The sequence below is a fragment of the Vicinamibacterales bacterium genome, from assembly GCA_035699745.1.
In the GTDB taxonomy this organism is placed as follows: domain Bacteria; phylum Acidobacteriota; class Vicinamibacteria; order Vicinamibacterales; family 2-12-FULL-66-21; genus JAICSD01.
Map to the genome: position 1 here is coordinate 41,469 of DASSPH010000061.1, position 16,714 is coordinate 58,182.

Genomic DNA, 16,714 nt, shown 5'->3' on the forward strand with positions numbered 1-16,714 from the left:
AGCCGCCCGCATGGCGAGCAGGGTCACGGCCAGGAACAGAACGGTCGCTGCAACGAGAACCGCCAGTCCGAGCGCTGAAGCGATCCTGGCAACTCTTCCATGCGACCCTGCATGCTGCGATGCAGACCCGGCGGAGCGACGGCGGGACTCCGGCAGGCCGCGCGCCCGGGCACCGTGTCGTCGGGGAGTCACAGGCCCGCGATCAGCATCGCGCCGGCGAGAACCGCCGCCAGGAGAGCGCTCTCCTGGAACCAGTTGTCATCCCGGACGCGCCACGGACGAGAGGCCAAGAGCGACGCGGCCGCAAGGAGGATCAGCCACATGTTTGATGAACGATGTGACCTTGCGTACTATCTGATCAGGCGGCGCGCGTAAATAGATGCAAAGCAGTAACCCGCCCTACACCGCTTGGACTATACGAGTCAGCGCATGCGCATTCGCGTGATCCTCGTCGATGACCACCCGATCGTCTTGCAGGGTCTCGAACATCTGTTTCTGAGGCACGACGACTTCGAGGTGGTGGCCGCGTGCGGGTGCGCCGAGGACGCGCTGCAGGCAGCCGCCGCGCGTGCTCCCGACGTCGTCGTGACGGATCTCCGGATGCCCCAAAGCAGTGGACTCGATCTGCTCGGTGCACTTCGGCGAGACTATCCCGCCTGTCGCGTCGTGCTGCTGACCGCGGCCATATCAGACGCCCAGGTGGTGGAAGCGATCAAGCTCGGAGCCACCGGTCTGGTGATGAAGGATGCTGCGCCGCAGCAGCTCATCGACTGCGTCAGACGGGTGCATCGCGGCGAGGAATGCCTCGCTTCTGAGACTGTGTCCCGCGCGTTGAAGTCCGTGCTGGAGCGCGAGACGGTGCGCGGCGCACTCTCGCGCACGCTCACCGCCAGAGAGATCGAAATCATCCGGATGGTCGCGCAGGGCCTCAAGAACCGGGCCGTCGGCGAGCGCCTGGCCATCACCGAGGCCACCGTGAAGGTGCACCTGCATAACATCTATGAAAAGGTCGGCGTGACGGGGCGCGTGGAGCTATTGCTCTTCGCGCAGCAGAAGGGGCTGGTCTAGCTAGCGCCGCAGAATGATCTCCACCCGGGACCCGGTGGGGGCCGAGGTGATCGAGAGTCGTCCCCCCAGGCCGCTCACGCGCTCACGCAGGCTGGCCGGGCCGACGTTCTCCCGGCGGAGCGCCTCGTGATCGAGCGTGCCATGGAATCGAAAGCCCCGGCCATCGTCCGTGACCGTGAGCCGAAGGTCTCTGTCTTCCGCCAGCATGGCGACGTCGACGCGCGACGGATGACCGTGCTTCAAGGCGTTGATGATCGCCTCGTGGGTCATCAGGCGCACCTCATGATCGAGCGCCGATGGCAGCGCCAATTCGCCCGGGGTGACGCGAACCGTGATCGGCGTCTTCCACTCCCCTGTCAGGCGCGCGGCTGCGGCCTCGAGTGATGCGCGCAGCGTGCCTGTCGGCGCACCGGGAGTGTCCGGTTTCAGGCCGTCGATGAATCGTCTGAGCTCGCGCTGCTCCAGCGCCATCGCGCGCTCGGCGGCGAGCAACCGATCCTTGACACCCGGGTGTGCGGCGCAGTCCTCAGCGATATCCTGCAGCTCCAGTCGTATGCCGGTGAGCGCCTGCAGGACGCCGTCGTGCAGATCGCGGGACAGACGCAGGCGATCCTCACGAACCGCGAGCGCCCGGCTGCGCTCCGCCACGTATAGATGCGCCAGCGAGTTTCCGATCTCACGCGCGATCACCTCCGCGGGCGTGATGAGGGCCTGGGGGTCCGCGTCGGTTCCCAGGCCGCCGAAGAACACGCGCCCCGCGACGTGCTCGGTGTGAAACGGCACTTCGGCGGCCAGGCCCCCAGGCAGCAGCGCGCGGATCGGCTCGGGAACGACGTGCGGCGCTCTGCTGATCTCGTAGATCGCGGTTGCGGTGCGGTCCCCGTTCAGGAGTTGGACGAAATGCGCCGGAGGCTGCCGCGATGTCGGATCGTCGCCAGGACGAGCGCTCGTGACGTACACCCACGGTTCCTCTTCGGCCATCCAGACCGCCACCGCCGTCGTCGCGCCCAGTGCCGTGGCGCCATGCGAGAGAATCTGGCGCATGCTCGTCGAGGTGTCGGCGTCAGCGACCAACGGCCAGGCGCTGACCCGGCGCATCACGTCCAACGCGCCCTGCAGGTCTGCCAGCGCAAGGCGCTCCGCCTCCTCAGCGCGGCGCCGCGCCGAGCTCACCCAGGCGGTCGCGTACGACACGATGGCAAAGACCAGCAGTCGCAGCGCGTCGTCGCTGCCGATGTTCAAGGAGAATCGCGGGGGAATGAAAAGAAAGGCGAGGCACAACGTCGACAGCATCGTCGCGAGCAGTGCCGGGCCGAAGCCGCCGTAAATCGCCGACAGCACAACTGCCGGGAAGAAGAAGAGTGAGAGGCTGGCGCCCATCCAGCCGCGCAAGACCAGCGTGGCCACCACCGCCGCCCCGACACCGGCGACTGAACCAACATAGGCGCGCGCCAGCAATCCCGGGCGGCGGACGTTGCTGTGCGATGGCCGGCCTGAGTCTACGCGCATGGCGTCGCGGCGGGGATCCCGCAATCGTTCGGCGAAACTGGCGATGCGTAGGAACCGCGTCCATGCATTGTTGATCAACGTCGCGTCCAGTCGCCTATCGGCCACCGCTCGTGCCACCAATCCGGGAACGCAGGCTCCCAGGCCGCAGTCCAGACTCGCCCGTCCATCCCGACGACGAACGCATCCAGCTTGTCGGAACTGCGGGACACACAGGTGACCGGCGCTCCGGGTGCTGCCCGGCCGCCTTGAGATCCCACCATCCGTGCCAACCGTCCGTGAAGGATGGTTCCCATGCCGCCGTCACGATGGCGCCGTCGACATCGGTGCCGAATACATCGAGTTTGTCTGCGCTTCGCGACACGCAGTGAATCGATCGCCCGTGTGTAGCAGCAGGCACTGGAGCGAACGCCGGCCGGGGAAACACCTCGTACGGCCCCCGCCCGGCGTCCCAGTAAATCGATCCGTGCTGAAAGTGGCTGACGCGGCCGAAATGGTGCGGCGTATCCATCTCGTCGCTGGTTGGATAGCCGAGCGTGCTCGTCTCCCATCCCACGGACGACCACAATCCGTGGATGGCTCCGTGCACCTCGTGCGCTGCCGTCGATGGCGTCCAGTAGATCGATCCGTGCTGATAGTGGCGGAAACGTCCGATCCCGTCGGGACACGGCTGCTCCGCGCTCGTCGGTGATCCGAGGACACCGCCCGCGGCTCCGAGCGCCGCGTACTTGTCGTCGATTGCAGTCATACGCCCCGACCAAGAGACCTGAGGCGCGCACGTCTGCGGACGTGCAACTTAGCACAACGAGCCGCGCGTGACGCTGACGGATCCGAACCGCTCGGACGAGGTCCGTGGCGCAGGACTCACGCGGCCCTGCTACGAAGCGCGCATTCCGCCGGCCTCGCGGGGACGCCGCTGTCCAAGGCGTTGTCAGGAGTCCGAATGATTCGACGGCACAGCCTCGCGATTTCCGCGGGCGCCTCCGGAAGCGTCGACTATCGGCCGAGGCGCGCCCAGGATCTCCGCCGGCCAGAAGGCACGGTGGGCGCGGCACCACGGCGGCAAGGGGGATAATGCGTGGGTGACCCGCCTTGCCGGTTTGACACGAGTCGGGGCGACGCTCAGCCCCGCGCTCGTGTTCCTCGTCGTCTACGGCTCCGCCGCCGGCCACGGCTTCATCTCGGACGATTTCGGGTGGATCGTTCAGAGCCGCGTCGATTCCATTGCCGGCGCGATCGACCTGTTCCGCACCAACCACGGCTTCTACAGGCCGCTCGTCTCTCTGAGCTTCGCGCTGAATTACGCGCTGTTCGGCATCCATCCGCAGGGATACGGCTGGACCAACCTGCTGCTCGCCCTGCTGTGTGGCGTGCTGCTCCAGTGGCTGCTGAAATCCCTCGGCCTCAGCCGCGGCGCCGCCTGGATGGGCGCGGTCGTCTGGCTGCTGAACTTTCACGGCATCAGCATGGCCGTGCTGTGGATCAGCGGCCGCACCGCGCTGCTCCTGATCGCCGGCGCGCTCGTCGCGGCAATAGGCGCCGTGCGCGGAGCGCCGGCGGTGGCGCTGGGCGGATTCGCCTTCGCACTCTGGTCGAAGGAGGAGGCGATCCTCATTCCGGCGATCTGGGCCGCGATGTTCCTGCTGAAGCTCGTCGCCCCGGCGCGCGCGCGGAGGACGGCGATCGCGCTGGCTGCCGGTACGTGCGCCGTCTTCGTCGCATATGCGTTCCTGCGCGCGCAATCGGGCGCGATGACCCCTTCGACGGCGCCGTCGTACTACACCCTGACGTTTACGCCCACCCTCATCGCGCGCAACGTCGCCGAGTACGCCGACCGGGCGTGCACGTTCGCGATCGCGGTCACGCTGATCGGGTGGATCGCCCTGCGCCCGGCGGCATCCGCATCGCCGCGAACACTGCTCGCGCTCGGAGCCGTGTGGCTGGCGGCGGGCTACGCGATCACGATCTGGATTCCGAGCCGGTCCAGTTTGTACGCGTGCTTCCCCTCCGTGGGCGCGATCATCGCCGCGTCGGCCTTGTGGGATGGCTGGTGGCGCGGCAGCACGCCGCGCCGGCAACACACGGCGCTGATCGCGGCGGCGGTCATTCCGCTGCTCTGCACCCCGATCTGCATCGCCCGCAACGAACGCTGGACGCGCCTCGCGGATTTTTCGCAGGCGACCTTGGACTTCGTCCGGCCGCACGCGCAGTCGGCGCCTCCGGACACCTGGATCGTGCTCGTCGACGATCGCGCGCGCCGGGTCAACGTGCAGTCCGCGTTCGGCTCGCTGCTCGAGGACGCGCTCCTGCTCTGGACCGGCCGCGCGGTGAAAGTGTGGGTCGACCCACCTCTCACCGGCGCGGCCCTCGCGGGGCTGACGGGACCGTGCGCCGACTGTCCGCGGATCAGACTCGCCGTGTCTGAACGCGCGTTCGAGCGCCTCGACGGCCGCTGACACGCGAAATTTGGTCGGGATGGCGGGATTCGAACCCACGACCCCCTGACCCCCAGTCAGGTGCGCTACCAGGCTGCGCTACATCCCGAATCGATCTGGCCACCGGCGTGGGCGATCACCCGATCCCCCGATCACCGGATCGCCCGATGGTACTACTTCCGCTTCTTCGCGGGTGTCTTCGGCGCCGCTGCCGGCACGGCCTTGCGCGCCACGGGGCGCTTCACCGCCGGCGCTTCGAGCACGAACTCGTCGAGCGGCGCGCCGGGGCGCTGCGCCAGCATCGCCGACAGTTCTCGCAGCGACCTCCGGACCGAGAGAATCCGCTCGCGCGCGTCGGAGGTCAACAGTTCGTCGAGCACGCTGCCGTCGGGCGGCGGCGCGCCCTGCTCGTCCTGCATCCGACGCCGTGCGCCCGCCAGCGTCAGCCCCTCGACGAACAGCAGGTGCTTGATCTTCAGCACCCGCTCGACGTCGGCCTTGCGGTAGACGCGCGGCCCGCCCTGCACCTTCGCGACCCCGAGATCCTGGAACTCCGCTTCCCACGAGCGCAGCACGTACGGCTGCACCTGGGCAATCTCGCATACCTCAGGCTGCCGAAACAGCGACCGATTCGGAATCTGACCGGCGTCTGGGATCATTCGCAGGAGGCCGCAGTTCGCAGGTGACTGCTAAGGCTCAGTATAGCAAACGCCCGGTGTGCAGCAGCTCGCAAAACGCTCTCGCGTGGTGCGCCGCGCGCTCACGCTGCGCCGCAGTCCCGTTCAGCGTCAGCCCCGGACGGCGGAGGGTGAAACGAGAAAGCGGCGGAGGTTGAAACGAGAGAGCGTGCCGGGGAGTCCGAGGGGCGAAGCCCCTCGGATGAGAAAAGCACTAGAATCCCTCGGTGAATTCGGCCCTCAGGTGTCCGTCGTGCGGCGCCCCCGCCGACGCCGCGCGCGGGACGTGCCCGTCGTGCGACACGCCGCTCCCCTGGAATGCCGACGAGACGCGGCTGGCGTCACCCGATCCCGACGCGACTCGGTTGGCCGCATCGAATCGCCCCGCCGAAGCGATCGGCCACGGATCCGGCAGCCAGGTCTCCGGCGCGCCGCGAAGCGGCACCGCGCGGTCCGCACACCGCAGCCGCGGCGTGACCAGCAGCAGCGGCTGGGCCAGCAGCACCTCTGATATCGATCACGGCCGCTTCGAGCCCGGCGCGATCTTCGACGACCGGTACCGCATCCTCGGCCGTCTCGGCAAGGGCGGCATGGGCGAGGTGTATCGCGCCGACGACCTGAAGCTCGGACAGCCCGTCGCCCTGAAGTTCCTGCCCGAGGCCGTCGACCGCGACCCGGCGCGGCTCACCCAGCTCCATACCGAAGTACGGATGGCGCGCCAGGTGTCGCATCCCAACGTCTGCCGGGTCTACGACGTCGGCGAATTCGAGGGGCACACCTTCCTCTCGATGGAATACGTCGATGGCGAGGACCTCGCCTCCCTGCTCCGCCGCATCGGCCGTTTCCCGCAGGACCGCGCCATCGAGCTCGCGCGCCAGACCTGCGCCGGCCTCGCCGCCGCGCACGACCGCGGCGTCGTCCATCGCGATCTCAAGCCGGCCAACATCATGCTCGACGGCAGCGGGCGGATCCGCATCACCGACTTCGGCCTCGCCGGCGCCACCGGCGAGACGCTCCGCGCCGGCACGCCCGCCTACATGGCGCCGGAGCAGCTCGCCGGCGGCGAAGTCACACCGCGCAGCGACATCTACGCGCTCGGCCTCGTGCTCTACGAACTGTTCACCGGCCAGCGCGCGCTCGACGCCCCGACGATGGCGGAGCTGATCGCCCGCCGCGAACAGGGGGACATCGTCCCGCCCACGGCGCTGGTGCGCGATCTCGATGAAGGGATCGAGCGCGCGATCATGCGGTGCCTCGATCCGGATCCGGCGCGCCGGCCGCCGTCGGCGCTGGCCGTGTCGGCGGCGCTGCCGGGCGGCGATCCGCTCGCCGCGGCGCTCGCCGCCGGCCAGACCCCGTCGCCGGAGATGGTCGCCGCGGCCGGCACCGCGGGGACGATGTCTGCCGCGGCGGCGATGACGATTGGCGCGGCGATCGTCATCGCGGGCGCGCTGCTCATCGGCCTGTACCAGCGAGCACAATTGAGCAACATCGCGCTGCTGCCGAAACCGCCGGCGGCGCTCGCCGATCGCGCGCAGGAGATCGTCGCGAAACTGGGCTACGGCGACAACGCCGCCGCGAGCGCGTCCGGATTTGCCACCTCGCGCGACTGGGCGAACTACATCGCCGCGACGTCGAACGATCCGTCGCGCTGGAACCGGCTGCGCGTCACCCGGCCCGAGACCTACGTGTTCTGGTACCGCACCAGTCCGCGGGTGCTGCGGCCGATCGGCGACACCAATCCCATCGAAGGCTTGAACCCGCCGATGACCATCGCCGGCATGACGCTGGTCGTGGTCGATCCGGCAGGACGGCTGGTCGAACTGCTCGCGGTGCCCGAGCCCATTCAGCCCGACGGCGCGGCGCCGGCGCGGGCGGACTGGAACGCGTTGTTCGACGCCGCGGGGCTGCCGATCGGGTCGTTCACGCCGGTTGCGCCGCGATGGCGCCCGTCGGTGTTCGCCGACGAGCGCATGGCGTGGGAGGGCAAGCTGCCGGAGCTGCCCGACGTCACCGTCCGCGTCGAAGCGGCGGCGACGGCAGGCCGTCCCGTGTTCTTTGCCATCACCGGCCCGTGGTCCCGCTCGCTCCGGACGCAGACCGGGACGACGCCCCCGCTGCTCAATCGCATTACCGCCGCGATCACGTCGCTCATCATGCCGTCGCTGATGCTGGCGGGCGCGCTGCTCGCGCGCCGCAACCTGAAGTCGGGGCGCGGCGATCGGCGCGGCGCGCTCCGCGCCGCCACCGCCGTGTTCCTGCTGCTGATGGGCGGCTGGCTGCTCGGCAACAATCACACCGGATCGCTCGCGATCGAAGTGGAGCGGATGTTCGGCGCGATCAGCGTGGGGCTGTTCAACGCCGCGCTCGTGTGGCTCGCCTATCTGGGCGTCGAACCGTACGTGCGCCGGTTCTCCGCCGACACGCTGATCGGGTGGTCCCGCCTGCTCGCCGGCAACTGGCGCGACCCGCGGGTCGGGCGCGATGTCGCGATCGGCGTGATCGTCGGCCTCGCGATGACGGTCGTGTTCGCCGCGCACAACCTCGTGCCGCCGCTGCTCGGCCAGCCCGAGCCGATGCCGTTCGTGCCGGATCCGACGCCGCTCATCGCCGTCCGCTACGCGCTGGCGCGGATCTTCGGCCAGGTGCAGGACGCGATGACGTCGGCGATGCTCGGCCTCGGCGGGTTCGTCGTGCTGCGCATCTGGCTCGGGAACCGGCTGCTGGCCGGCGCCATCTCGGTCGTCCTCTACGTCGGCGTGGTGATGAACGGCATGTTCTCTCCGGGCTCGCCGGCCGTCGACCTCGCGTTCGGGCTGATCATCACGTCGGCGTTCGTCGGCGTGCTCGGCTGGGCGGGACTCCTGACGGCGATCTCGACCCTCGCCACGCATTTCGTCCTGATGCGCGCACCGCTGACCGCGGACTTCTCGAGCTGGCGCGCGCCGACCTCGTTCGTGTTCCTGGGCGCGGTGCTGCTGCTCGGCGTGGGCGGCTGCTACATCGCCGCCCGCCCCGCGCCGCGCGCCGCGGCGAGGATCTGACCGATGCCCGCCTGCCCGAGCTGCGCCGCAGAGATCCCGGACTCCGCCGCCTTCTGCCCGCGATGTTCGGCGCCGACGCCCTGGTCGTCGGACGACGTGACGCACCTGCGCACCGCGCCGGCGGCCGGACGCAAGACGGGGTCGACGACGAGCTGGCTCACCAGCACCGACGCGATCGACCACGGACGGTTTCAGCCGGGCGCGATCTTCGACGACCGCTATCGGATCATCGGACGGCTCGGCAAGGGCGGCATGGGCGAGGTCTATCGCGCCGACGATCTGAAGCTCGGACAACCCGTCGCGCTGAAGTTCCTGCCGCCGGACGTCGACACCGATCCGGCCCGCCTCACGCAGCTCCATACCGAGGTGCGGATGGCGCGGCAGGTGTCGCATCCCAACGTCTGCCGCGTCTACGACGTCGGCGAAGTCGAGGGGCACACCTTCCTGTCGATGGAATACGTCGACGGCGAGGATCTCGCGTCGTTGATCCGCCGCGTCGGCCGGTTCCCGCAGGACCGCGGCGTCGAGCTGGCGCGGCAGATCTGCGCCGGCCTCGCCGCCGCGCACGATCGCGGCGTCGTCCATCGCGATCTCAAGCCGGCGAACATCATGCTCGACGGCGGCGGCAGGATCCGGATCACGGACTTCGGTCTGGCCGGCGCCGCTGGGGAAACGATGCGATCCGGCACGCCGGCGTACATGGCGCCGGAGCAGCTCGCCGGCGGCGAAGTCACGCCGCGCAGCGACATCTACGCGCTCGGGCTGGTGTTGTACGAGCTGTTCACCGGCCGGCGCGCCCTGGAAGGACGCAGCCTCGCGGAGCTGATCGCCAAGCGCGAGCAGGACGGCATCAGCGCCCCCTCCACGGTGATCCGCGATCTGGATCCGGCAATCGATCGCGCGATCATGCGGTGCATCGAGTCGGATCCGGCGCAGCGGCCCGCGTCGGCGCTCGCGGTGGCCGCCGCGCTTCCCGGCGGCGACCCGCTGGCCGCGGCGCTGGCTGCCGGGGAAACGCCGTCGCCCGAGATGGTCGCCGCCGCCGGAACGACCAGCGCGCTTCGTCCGGCGGGCGCGTTCCTCGGTCTGGGCGTCACCCTGGCCGCGATCGCCGCATGGGCGGTGCTGTCGGATCGGCTTCTCGTCACCAGCGTCGTCCCGCTGCCGAAGCCGCCGATCCTGCTGGCCGAACGCGCGAAGGAGATCCTGGTCTCGCTGGGACATTCACCCGGCATCGACTCGGCGTCCGGGCTGATGCCGGCGAACTTCCTCGGCTACGGACGCCAGCGGCCGGATCTCGCGACGCGCGAACGGCTCGCGTCCGGGACGCCCGGCGCGCTGCACTTCTGGTATCGCGGCAGTCCCACGGTAATGGTTCCACCGGAAAACGAACCGAGGGTGACCACCGACCAGCCGCTCTTCAACATCTCGGGCATGAGCCTGGTCGTCACGGACGCTGAGGGACGCCTGCAGCGGCTGTCCGTGATCCCGCCGCAGGTCGATCCGCCTTCGCCAAAAACCGGCTTCGGCGGGACAGGTCCGCTGTCGCCAAAGAACGGCTTCGGCGAGACAGGTCCGCCTTCGCCAAAGAACGGCTTCGGCGGGACAGGTCCGCTGTCGGCGCAGAACGGGGTCGCTGACGACACGAACTGGAAGGCGCTGTTCGACGCGGCCGGTCTGGACTTCGCGGCCTACACGCGCGTCGAGCCCGAGTGGACGCCGCCGCTCTACGCCGACGTCCGCGTGGCGTGGACGGGCCCGGTGCCGAACGTCCCGGGCGAAACGCTGCGCGTCGAAGCGGCCGCATACCGCGGCAAGGCGGTCTACTTCCATCAGGTCGCGCGCTGGACCACGCCGACGCGGATGCCCGCCACGATCGCCGAGCGCACGCGCGTGCGGTGGTCGTCGGCGCTGGTGCAGGTCGTCGTGCTCGCGATGTTTCTGGCCGCCGGCCTGATCGCGCGTCACAACCTGCGCAAGGGGCGGGGCGATCGGCGCGGCGCGTTCCTGCTGGCCGCCACGATCTCGCTCGCGGCGGTCGGCGTGTGGGTCCTGGATTCGAAGCACGTGCCGGATCCCGGCATCGAGATGTCGCGCTTTTTCGTCGGCCAGCCTCTGTGGGCGGCGGGGCTGCTGTGGTTGATCTATCTCGCGCTGGAGCCGTACGTCCGCCGCTTCTGGCCGACGACGCTGGTGTCCTGGTCGCGGCTCATGGCCGGACAGTGGCGCGATCCGCTCGTCGGGCGCGACATTCTGTTCGGCGCGGCGCTGGGGGCGGTGATGACGGTGATCGGCTACTCGAGCGACTACCTCAATCTCGCGCTCGGCTATCCGACGCCGCCCGTCCTGCCCGAGCTGCGCCAGTTGCTGGGAACGCACGTGGTCATCGCGCGCCAGCTCAATCAGGTCTTCAACGCGCTGCTCAACGCCCTGTTCGCCGTCTACGGGATGGTGCTGCTGAAGATGTTCGTCAAGCGGGAGCGGGTTGCCGTCGCGGTCGCGATCCTGCTCTCGTTCCTGCTCGCGGTGCGCGGCATCTTCGACGGCGGGTCGGCGATCGTCAACGGCGCGGCGGGGTTCCTCCTGATCGCGATCATCGTGCTGACGATCGATCGGCTCGGGCTGGTCGCGACCGTCACGCTGTTCCTGGTCAACATGATGATGAACACCGCCGTGGTGACGCTCGATTCGTCCCGCTGGTTCTTCGGCAACTCGCTGCTGCTGATCGCGATGCCGGCGGCAGTGGCGTGCTACGGCTTCTACGTCTCCCGGGGCGGCGAACCGCTCCTCGGCCGCCGCGTCCTCGACTAACCCGTCAAAACGGGGACAGTCCCCATTTCCGCTGACGCCCGTCGGAAATGGGGACTGTCCCCGTTTTCAGCGGGAGCGCTTGCGGACCTGGATCCGGATGGGCGTGCCTTCCAGGCCGAAGGACTCGCGCAGCTGGTTCTTCAGGAAGCGCTCGTACGAGAAGTGGAACGTCGTCGCGACGTTGGTGAAGAACACGAACTCCGGCGGCGCGACGCCCACCTGCGCGGCGTAGAGAATGCGAACCTCCCGCCGACCCGGGCTCGCGGGCGGATGCGCCGCCGTGACCGCCTGCACGAACCGATTGAGCTCGCCGGTCGAAATCCGCCGCAGCCGGGCGGCCGCCACCTTGTCGATCGCCTCCAGCAGTTTCGGCGTGCGCTCGCCGGTGAGCGCGGAGATGTGCAGGATCTGCGCGTAGTCCAGGAACTTCAATTGCTGCCGCAGCTTGTCGTCGAAGCCCTTCGAGAAGTCCGGACCGCGCCCCTTCATCAGGTCCCACTTGTTCACCGCCACGATCACGCCGCAGCCGGTCTTCTCCGCCGCACCCGCAATCGTCGCGTCCTGGTCGGTCGCGCCCTCGACCGCATCCACCACCAGAACCGCCACATCCGCTTGCGCGATGGCGCGCCTGGCGATCAGCACGCTCAGCGTCTCGACGTCGCCGCCGCGGGCGACCCGGCCGGCCCGCCGGATCCCGGCAGTGTCGAGGATGCGAAACGTCCGCTTGTGCCACTTCAGGATCGAATCGACGGTGTCGCGCGTCGTCCCCGGCATGGCGCTGACGATCGACCGCTCCTCGCGCAGTAAGCGATTGACGAGAGACGACTTGCCGACGTTCGGCCGCCCCACGATGGCGACCTTCGTCTCGGGCTCCGCCGCCGGCTCGGATCCGTGGCGGCGCCCCTCGGGAAACCGGGCGACGATCTCGTCGAGCAGATCGCCGACGCCCTGGCCGTGCTCGGCGGCAATCTCGACCACCGGCTCGAAGCCAAGCGTGTAGAACTCGACCGAGCGGCCGTGCGCGCGGCGATCGTCGGTCTTGTTGACGGCGACCACCACCGGCGCGCTCGTCGCGCGCAGCGCGCCCGCGATCTCCTCGTCCCCCGACACCAGCCCGTCGCGGCCGTCGACGACGAAGACGACAAGGTCCGCCGACTCAATAGCTTTGCGCCCCTGTTCGACGACGAGCGCGTGGAGCGGATCGGCGCTGGCGCCGAACATCCCGCCGGTGTCGACGACGGAGAACGCCGCTCCCTGCCAGGTCGCCGGCTGCGCGATCGTGTCGCGCGTCGTCCCCGCCACCGGCGCGACGATCGCGCGGCGCGTATCGGTGATCCGGTTGAACAGCGTGGACTTCCCGACGTTGGGGCGGCCCACCAGCACGACCGTTGGAAGTCGGCCCGGCCGCGTCATCGCTTGGTGAAGTGGAGTCTAGAGGACATGTCAGAAAGTGCAGTTAGGGCGAAGCTTGACAGCGTAAGTGACGATATATATGATATTTACACTTCCCTAGGAGCCAGTAAGCATGATCAAGGTCGACATCGTCAACGAGGTGTCGCGCGTTGCCGACATCACCAAGGTCAAGGCCGAGGTGGCTGTCGACGCGGTGTTCGAGGCGATGCGGATCTCCATGCAGCGCGGCGAGCGCATCGAGCTGCGGGGCTTCGGGGTGTTTCAGGTGAAGCCGCGGAAGCGCGGAATCGGCCGCAATCCCCGTACAGGTAAGGAAGTTCGCATTCCTCCCGGCCGCACCATCCGCTTCAAGCCCGGCAAGGACCTCCAGAATATCGGAGGTTGACCGTTTTCCCGCCGGCTCTCCCTCCTCGCCGGTTCCAGCACCGGTGGTGGGTGCACATCCTCCTCTTCCTGGCCACGGTCGTGACCACGACGGCGGTCGGCGCCGACCATTATCTCTCGTTCACGTCGCAGTTCGGGACGCGCGACGTGGCCGTGAGCTGGGATCTTCTGTGGCCGGCGCTCGCCTACAGCGCGGCGGTGCTCTCGATCCTCGGCGCCCACGAGATGGGCCACTACCTCGCGTGCCGCTGGTACCAGGTCGACGCGACCCTTCCCTACTTCCTGCCGTTCATCTCTCTCTCGGGGACGATGGGGGCGGTGATCAAGATCCGCGAGGCCTTCCCGACGCGCGCGGCGCTGTTCGACATTGCCGTGGCCGGCCCGATCGGCGGCTTCGTCGTGCTCGTGCCGCTGCTGTTCTGGGGCATGGGCCTGTCGAACGTCATCCCGGTGCCCGCCGACATGAACGGCTGGTCGCTGGGCGAGCCGCTGCTCTTCCGGCTGGCGGCGTGGCTGCAGTTCGGCCAGATCGCGGACGGCTACTCGGTCAACATCCACCCGATCGTGTTCGCCGCCTGGTTCGGCATGCTGGCGACGGCGTGGAACCTGCTGCCGTTCGGCCAGCTCGATGGCGGGCACATCACCTACGCCACGCTGGGGGACCGCGCGAGCTTCTTCTCGTACGCCACCGTCGCCGCCGCGGTGGCGATGTGCTTCGTGTCCTACAGCTGGATCGCGATGACGGTGATGATGATCGCGATGCTGTTCCTGCTCGGCCCGCGCCATCCGCGGGTCATCGACGAGCACGAGCCGCTCAGCGGGGCGCGCTTCGCGCTGGCGGTGTTCGCGCTGGTGATGTTCATCATCTGCTTCACGCCCACGCCGATCGATCCGCTATAACACCGTCATCGGATCGACGTCGACGATGGTGCGCCGCTTCAGTTCCGGACGCGCCTCGAGCACCGTCAGCAGCGCCTTGCGCATTGCCGTGCGGTGCGTCCCCTTGATGAAGATCTGCGCGCGGTGCTCCCCCTTCAGGCGTCCGAGCGGCGCCGGCGCGGGTCCGAGGACCCGCCACGCGTCGAACCCCGGCAGCCGCATCCCCTCGGCGATCGTCCCCGCATCGTCCATCGCCTGCTGCCGCGACTTCGCCTTCACGATGACGTTGATCAAGGCGACCGCCGGCGGGTAGCGCATGGCGCGCCGGAACTTCATCTCGTCCTCGTAGAACGCCCCGTAGTCCTGCCGGCAGGCGTGCCGGATGCTGTAATGCGACGGATAGAGCGTCTGGACCACGGCTTCCCCGGCGATCTCGCCGCGCCCGGCGCGTCCCGCCACCTGCGTCAGCAGCTGGAACGTGCGTTCGGCGGCGCGGAAGTCGGCCAGCCCGAGGCCGACGTCGGCGCTGATCACGCCCACGAGCGTGACGCGCGGGAAGTCGTGCCCCTTGGCGATCATCTGCGTGCCGACGAGGACGTCGAGCTCCTTGTTGGCGAAGCTCGCCAGCATCGACGCGATCGCGCCGCGCCGGCGGACGGTGTCGCGATCGACACGCCCGACGCGCGCCTGCGGAAACGCCGCGCGCAGCTCCGCCTCGATCCGCTCGGTGCCGAACCCGAGCTGCTCGAGGTACGGACCGGCGCACTTGCCGCACACCTTCGGCAGTCCGGTGGCGTAGTTGCAGTAGTGACACCGCGCCCGGCCCGCCGCCTTGTGGACCGTCAGGGACACGCTGCAGTTCGGGCACTCGAGCGTGTCGCCGCACTGCCGGCAGAACACCACCGTGGCATAGCCGCGGCGGTTCAGCAGGACGATCGCCTGCTCGCCGCGCTCGAGGCGCGACGCGAGCGCGTCGCGGAGCGGCGTGCTCAGGATCACGCCGGGCCCTTCGGCGGCGAACTCGGCGCGCATGTCGACCACCGCCACGGACGCCATCGGCCGATCGAGCACGCGCCGCTGCAGCGACACCAGCTCGTAGCGGCCGTTCTCGGCGTTGTGATAGCTCTCGAGCGACGGCGTCGCGGACCCGAGCACCACCAGCGCGCCGGCGGCGCGGCCGCGGACCACCGCGACGTCGCGTCCGTTGTAGCGCGGGCTCTCCTCCTGCTTGTAGGAGGCGTCGTGCTCCTCGTCCACGACGATCAGTCCGAGGTTCGGCAGCGGCGTGAACACCGCGCTGCGCGTGCCGACGACGACGTCGATCTCGCCGCGGCGGATGCGCTGCCACTGATCGTAGCGCTCGCCGTCCGACAGGCCGCTGTGCTGGATGGCGACGCGGGGGCCGAACGCGGCGCGGAAGATCGCGGCGGCCGCCGGCGTGAGCGCGATCTCGGGCACCATCAGGAGCACGCCCCTGCCCGAGGCGCGGACGTCGCGCGCCAGACGCAGATAGATCTCGGTCTTCCCGCTGCCCGTGACGCCGTGCAGCAGCGCGACGTGATACTGGTTCGCGGCGGCGCGTGCGGCCAGCGTGCGGACCGCCGCCTGCTGTTCGTCGGTGAGATCGAGAACGGCGGCGCGGGCGATCCGATCGGCGCCCGACTCGAACGGGTCGCGTTCGACGCGGCGCCGTTCGATGGTCACGAGGCCCAGCTGCGCCAGCCGCGCGACCGACTCCGACGGAATGTCCTCGTCCGCAAGATCGGCGAGCGGCATTCCGTCCGGCGCGCCGCGCAGCAGATCCAGCGCCTGCTGCTGCCGGACGCCAAGCTTGATCTCCGTCTGCTCGGCGCCCTGCGCGGTGAGCACGGCGACGCGGACCGTGCGCGAGGCGTCGGCCGTGCCTTTCAGCGGGCGGGTCAGGCTGACGCAGCCGTCCGCCTCCAGAGCCGCGACGATCGCGGCGGCGCCCTTTGCCTTCCTGCTCAGCGCCGCGACGGAGACGACGCGTCCGCCGGTGAGATGCTCGAGCATCTCGCGCCGCGCGCCGCGCTCCACGAGCAGGCGGGCTTCGCCGGCGTCCGTAATCGCGACGTGCCGTTCGCTTTCGATCCACGCGCGGGGCGGCATCGCGGTGGCGATGGCTTCGCCGACGCCGGCGGCGTAGTAGTCCGCCACCCAGGTGGCAAGTTCTACGACGTGCGCGGGCAGAAACGGCTCCGTCTCGAGCACGTCCACCAGCGGCCTGACCTCGACCGCCTCTCCGCGGCCAAAAGGGGTCAGACCCGGGTCTGACCCCTGCGCAATAACGATGCCGGTCAGGGTGCGCTTGCCGAGGGGGACGAGGACGCGGGCGCCGATCGGCGGATCCGGAAAGCCGTCCGGGACGGCGTAGGTCAGCGCGCCGATCCCGGGAACGGGAACGGCCACCGAAATCACTCGCCCGGAGGGGGGGACCCCCGGGAGCGTTGCCTCGTGCGCGCCGCTCATCCCGACG

Annotated in this window: 10 protein-coding genes and 1 tRNA gene; 6 read left to right on the top strand and 5 right to left on the bottom strand. The window is 69.4% G+C overall.

The window, feature by feature from the left end; genetic code table 11:
- Window positions 1-429: 429 nt before the first annotated feature.
- Window positions 430-1,068 carry a response regulator transcription factor gene (locus tag VFK57_13435; protein ID HET7696710.1) on the top strand — a complete coding sequence of 213 codons (639 nt, stop codon included), beginning with the start codon at window positions 430-432 and terminating at the stop codon, window positions 1,066-1,068.
- Here VFK57_13435 and VFK57_13440 read toward each other — a convergent pair whose 3' ends face one another.
- Window positions 1,069-2,655: a DUF4118 domain-containing protein gene (locus tag VFK57_13440; protein ID HET7696711.1), complete on the bottom strand. Its 1,587-nt coding sequence runs from the start codon at window positions 2,653-2,655 to the stop codon at window positions 1,069-1,071.
- A 1,001-nt stretch (window positions 2,656-3,656) separates the two neighbouring features.
- On the opposite strand from VFK57_13440, the gene VFK57_13445 reads away from it, so the two are divergent.
- Window positions 3,657-5,030 (top strand): hypothetical protein, encoded by a 1,374-nt coding sequence (locus VFK57_13445; protein ID HET7696712.1) that lies wholly within the window; start codon window positions 3,657-3,659, stop codon window positions 5,028-5,030.
- 11 nt (window positions 5,031-5,041) lie between these two features.
- Here VFK57_13445 and VFK57_13450 read toward each other — a convergent pair.
- Window positions 5,042-5,118, bottom strand: a tRNA-Pro gene (locus tag VFK57_13450).
- A 64-nt stretch (window positions 5,119-5,182) separates the two neighbouring features.
- Complete coding sequence (locus VFK57_13455; protein ID HET7696713.1) at window positions 5,183-5,668, bottom strand: MerR family transcriptional regulator; 486 nt, start codon at window positions 5,666-5,668, stop codon at window positions 5,183-5,185.
- 245 nt (window positions 5,669-5,913) lie between these two features.
- Between VFK57_13455 and VFK57_13460 the strand changes: the two genes are divergently transcribed.
- On the top strand, window positions 5,914-8,730 hold the full coding sequence (locus VFK57_13460) for a serine/threonine-protein kinase (GenBank protein HET7696714.1): 2,817 nt from the start codon (window positions 5,914-5,916) through the stop codon (window positions 8,728-8,730).
- A 3-nt stretch (window positions 8,731-8,733) separates the two neighbouring features.
- Window positions 8,734-11,541: a serine/threonine-protein kinase gene (locus VFK57_13465; protein ID HET7696715.1), complete on the top strand. Its 2,808-nt coding sequence runs from the start codon at window positions 8,734-8,736 to the stop codon at window positions 11,539-11,541.
- Window positions 11,542-11,607: 66 nt separating this feature from the next.
- Here VFK57_13465 and der read toward each other — a convergent pair whose 3' ends face one another.
- Window positions 11,608-12,954, bottom strand: coding sequence for a ribosome biogenesis GTPase Der (gene der / locus VFK57_13470; protein HET7696716.1), 1,347 nt, complete (start codon window positions 12,952-12,954; stop codon window positions 11,608-11,610).
- 112 nt (window positions 12,955-13,066) lie between these two features.
- On the opposite strand from der, the gene VFK57_13475 reads away from it, so the two are divergent.
- Entirely contained in the window at window positions 13,067-13,339 is a 273-nt protein-coding gene (locus tag VFK57_13475; GenBank protein HET7696717.1) for an HU family DNA-binding protein, read from the top strand.
- Between the two features lie 50 nt (window positions 13,340-13,389).
- Window positions 13,390-14,238 carry a site-2 protease family protein gene (locus tag VFK57_13480; protein HET7696718.1) on the top strand — a complete coding sequence of 283 codons (849 nt, stop codon included), beginning with the start codon at window positions 13,390-13,392 and terminating at the stop codon, window positions 14,236-14,238.
- Here VFK57_13480 and priA read toward each other — a convergent pair.
- Window positions 14,233-16,647 (bottom strand): primosomal protein N', encoded by a 2,415-nt coding sequence (gene priA / locus VFK57_13485; protein ID HET7696719.1) that lies wholly within the window; start codon window positions 16,645-16,647, stop codon window positions 14,233-14,235. The two genes, VFK57_13480 and priA, sit on opposite strands and share 6 nt — an antisense overlap.
- Window positions 16,648-16,714: the final 67 nt, after the last annotated feature.

Coding starts and splice junctions, on each gene's coding strand:
- der (HET7696716.1), bottom strand. CDS start 12,954: ATGACGCGGCCGGGCCGACTTCCAACGGTCGTGCTGGTGGGCCGCCCC.
- VFK57_13475 (HET7696717.1), top strand. CDS start 13,067: ATGATCAAGGTCGACATCGTCAACGAGGTGTCGCGCGTTGCCGACATC.
- VFK57_13435 (HET7696710.1), top strand. CDS start 430: ATGCGCATTCGCGTGATCCTCGTCGATGACCACCCGATCGTCTTGCAG.
- VFK57_13455 (HET7696713.1), bottom strand. CDS start 5,668: ATGATCCCAGACGCCGGTCAGATTCCGAATCGGTCGCTGTTTCGGCAG.
- VFK57_13465 (HET7696715.1), top strand. CDS start 8,734: ATGCCCGCCTGCCCGAGCTGCGCCGCAGAGATCCCGGACTCCGCCGCC.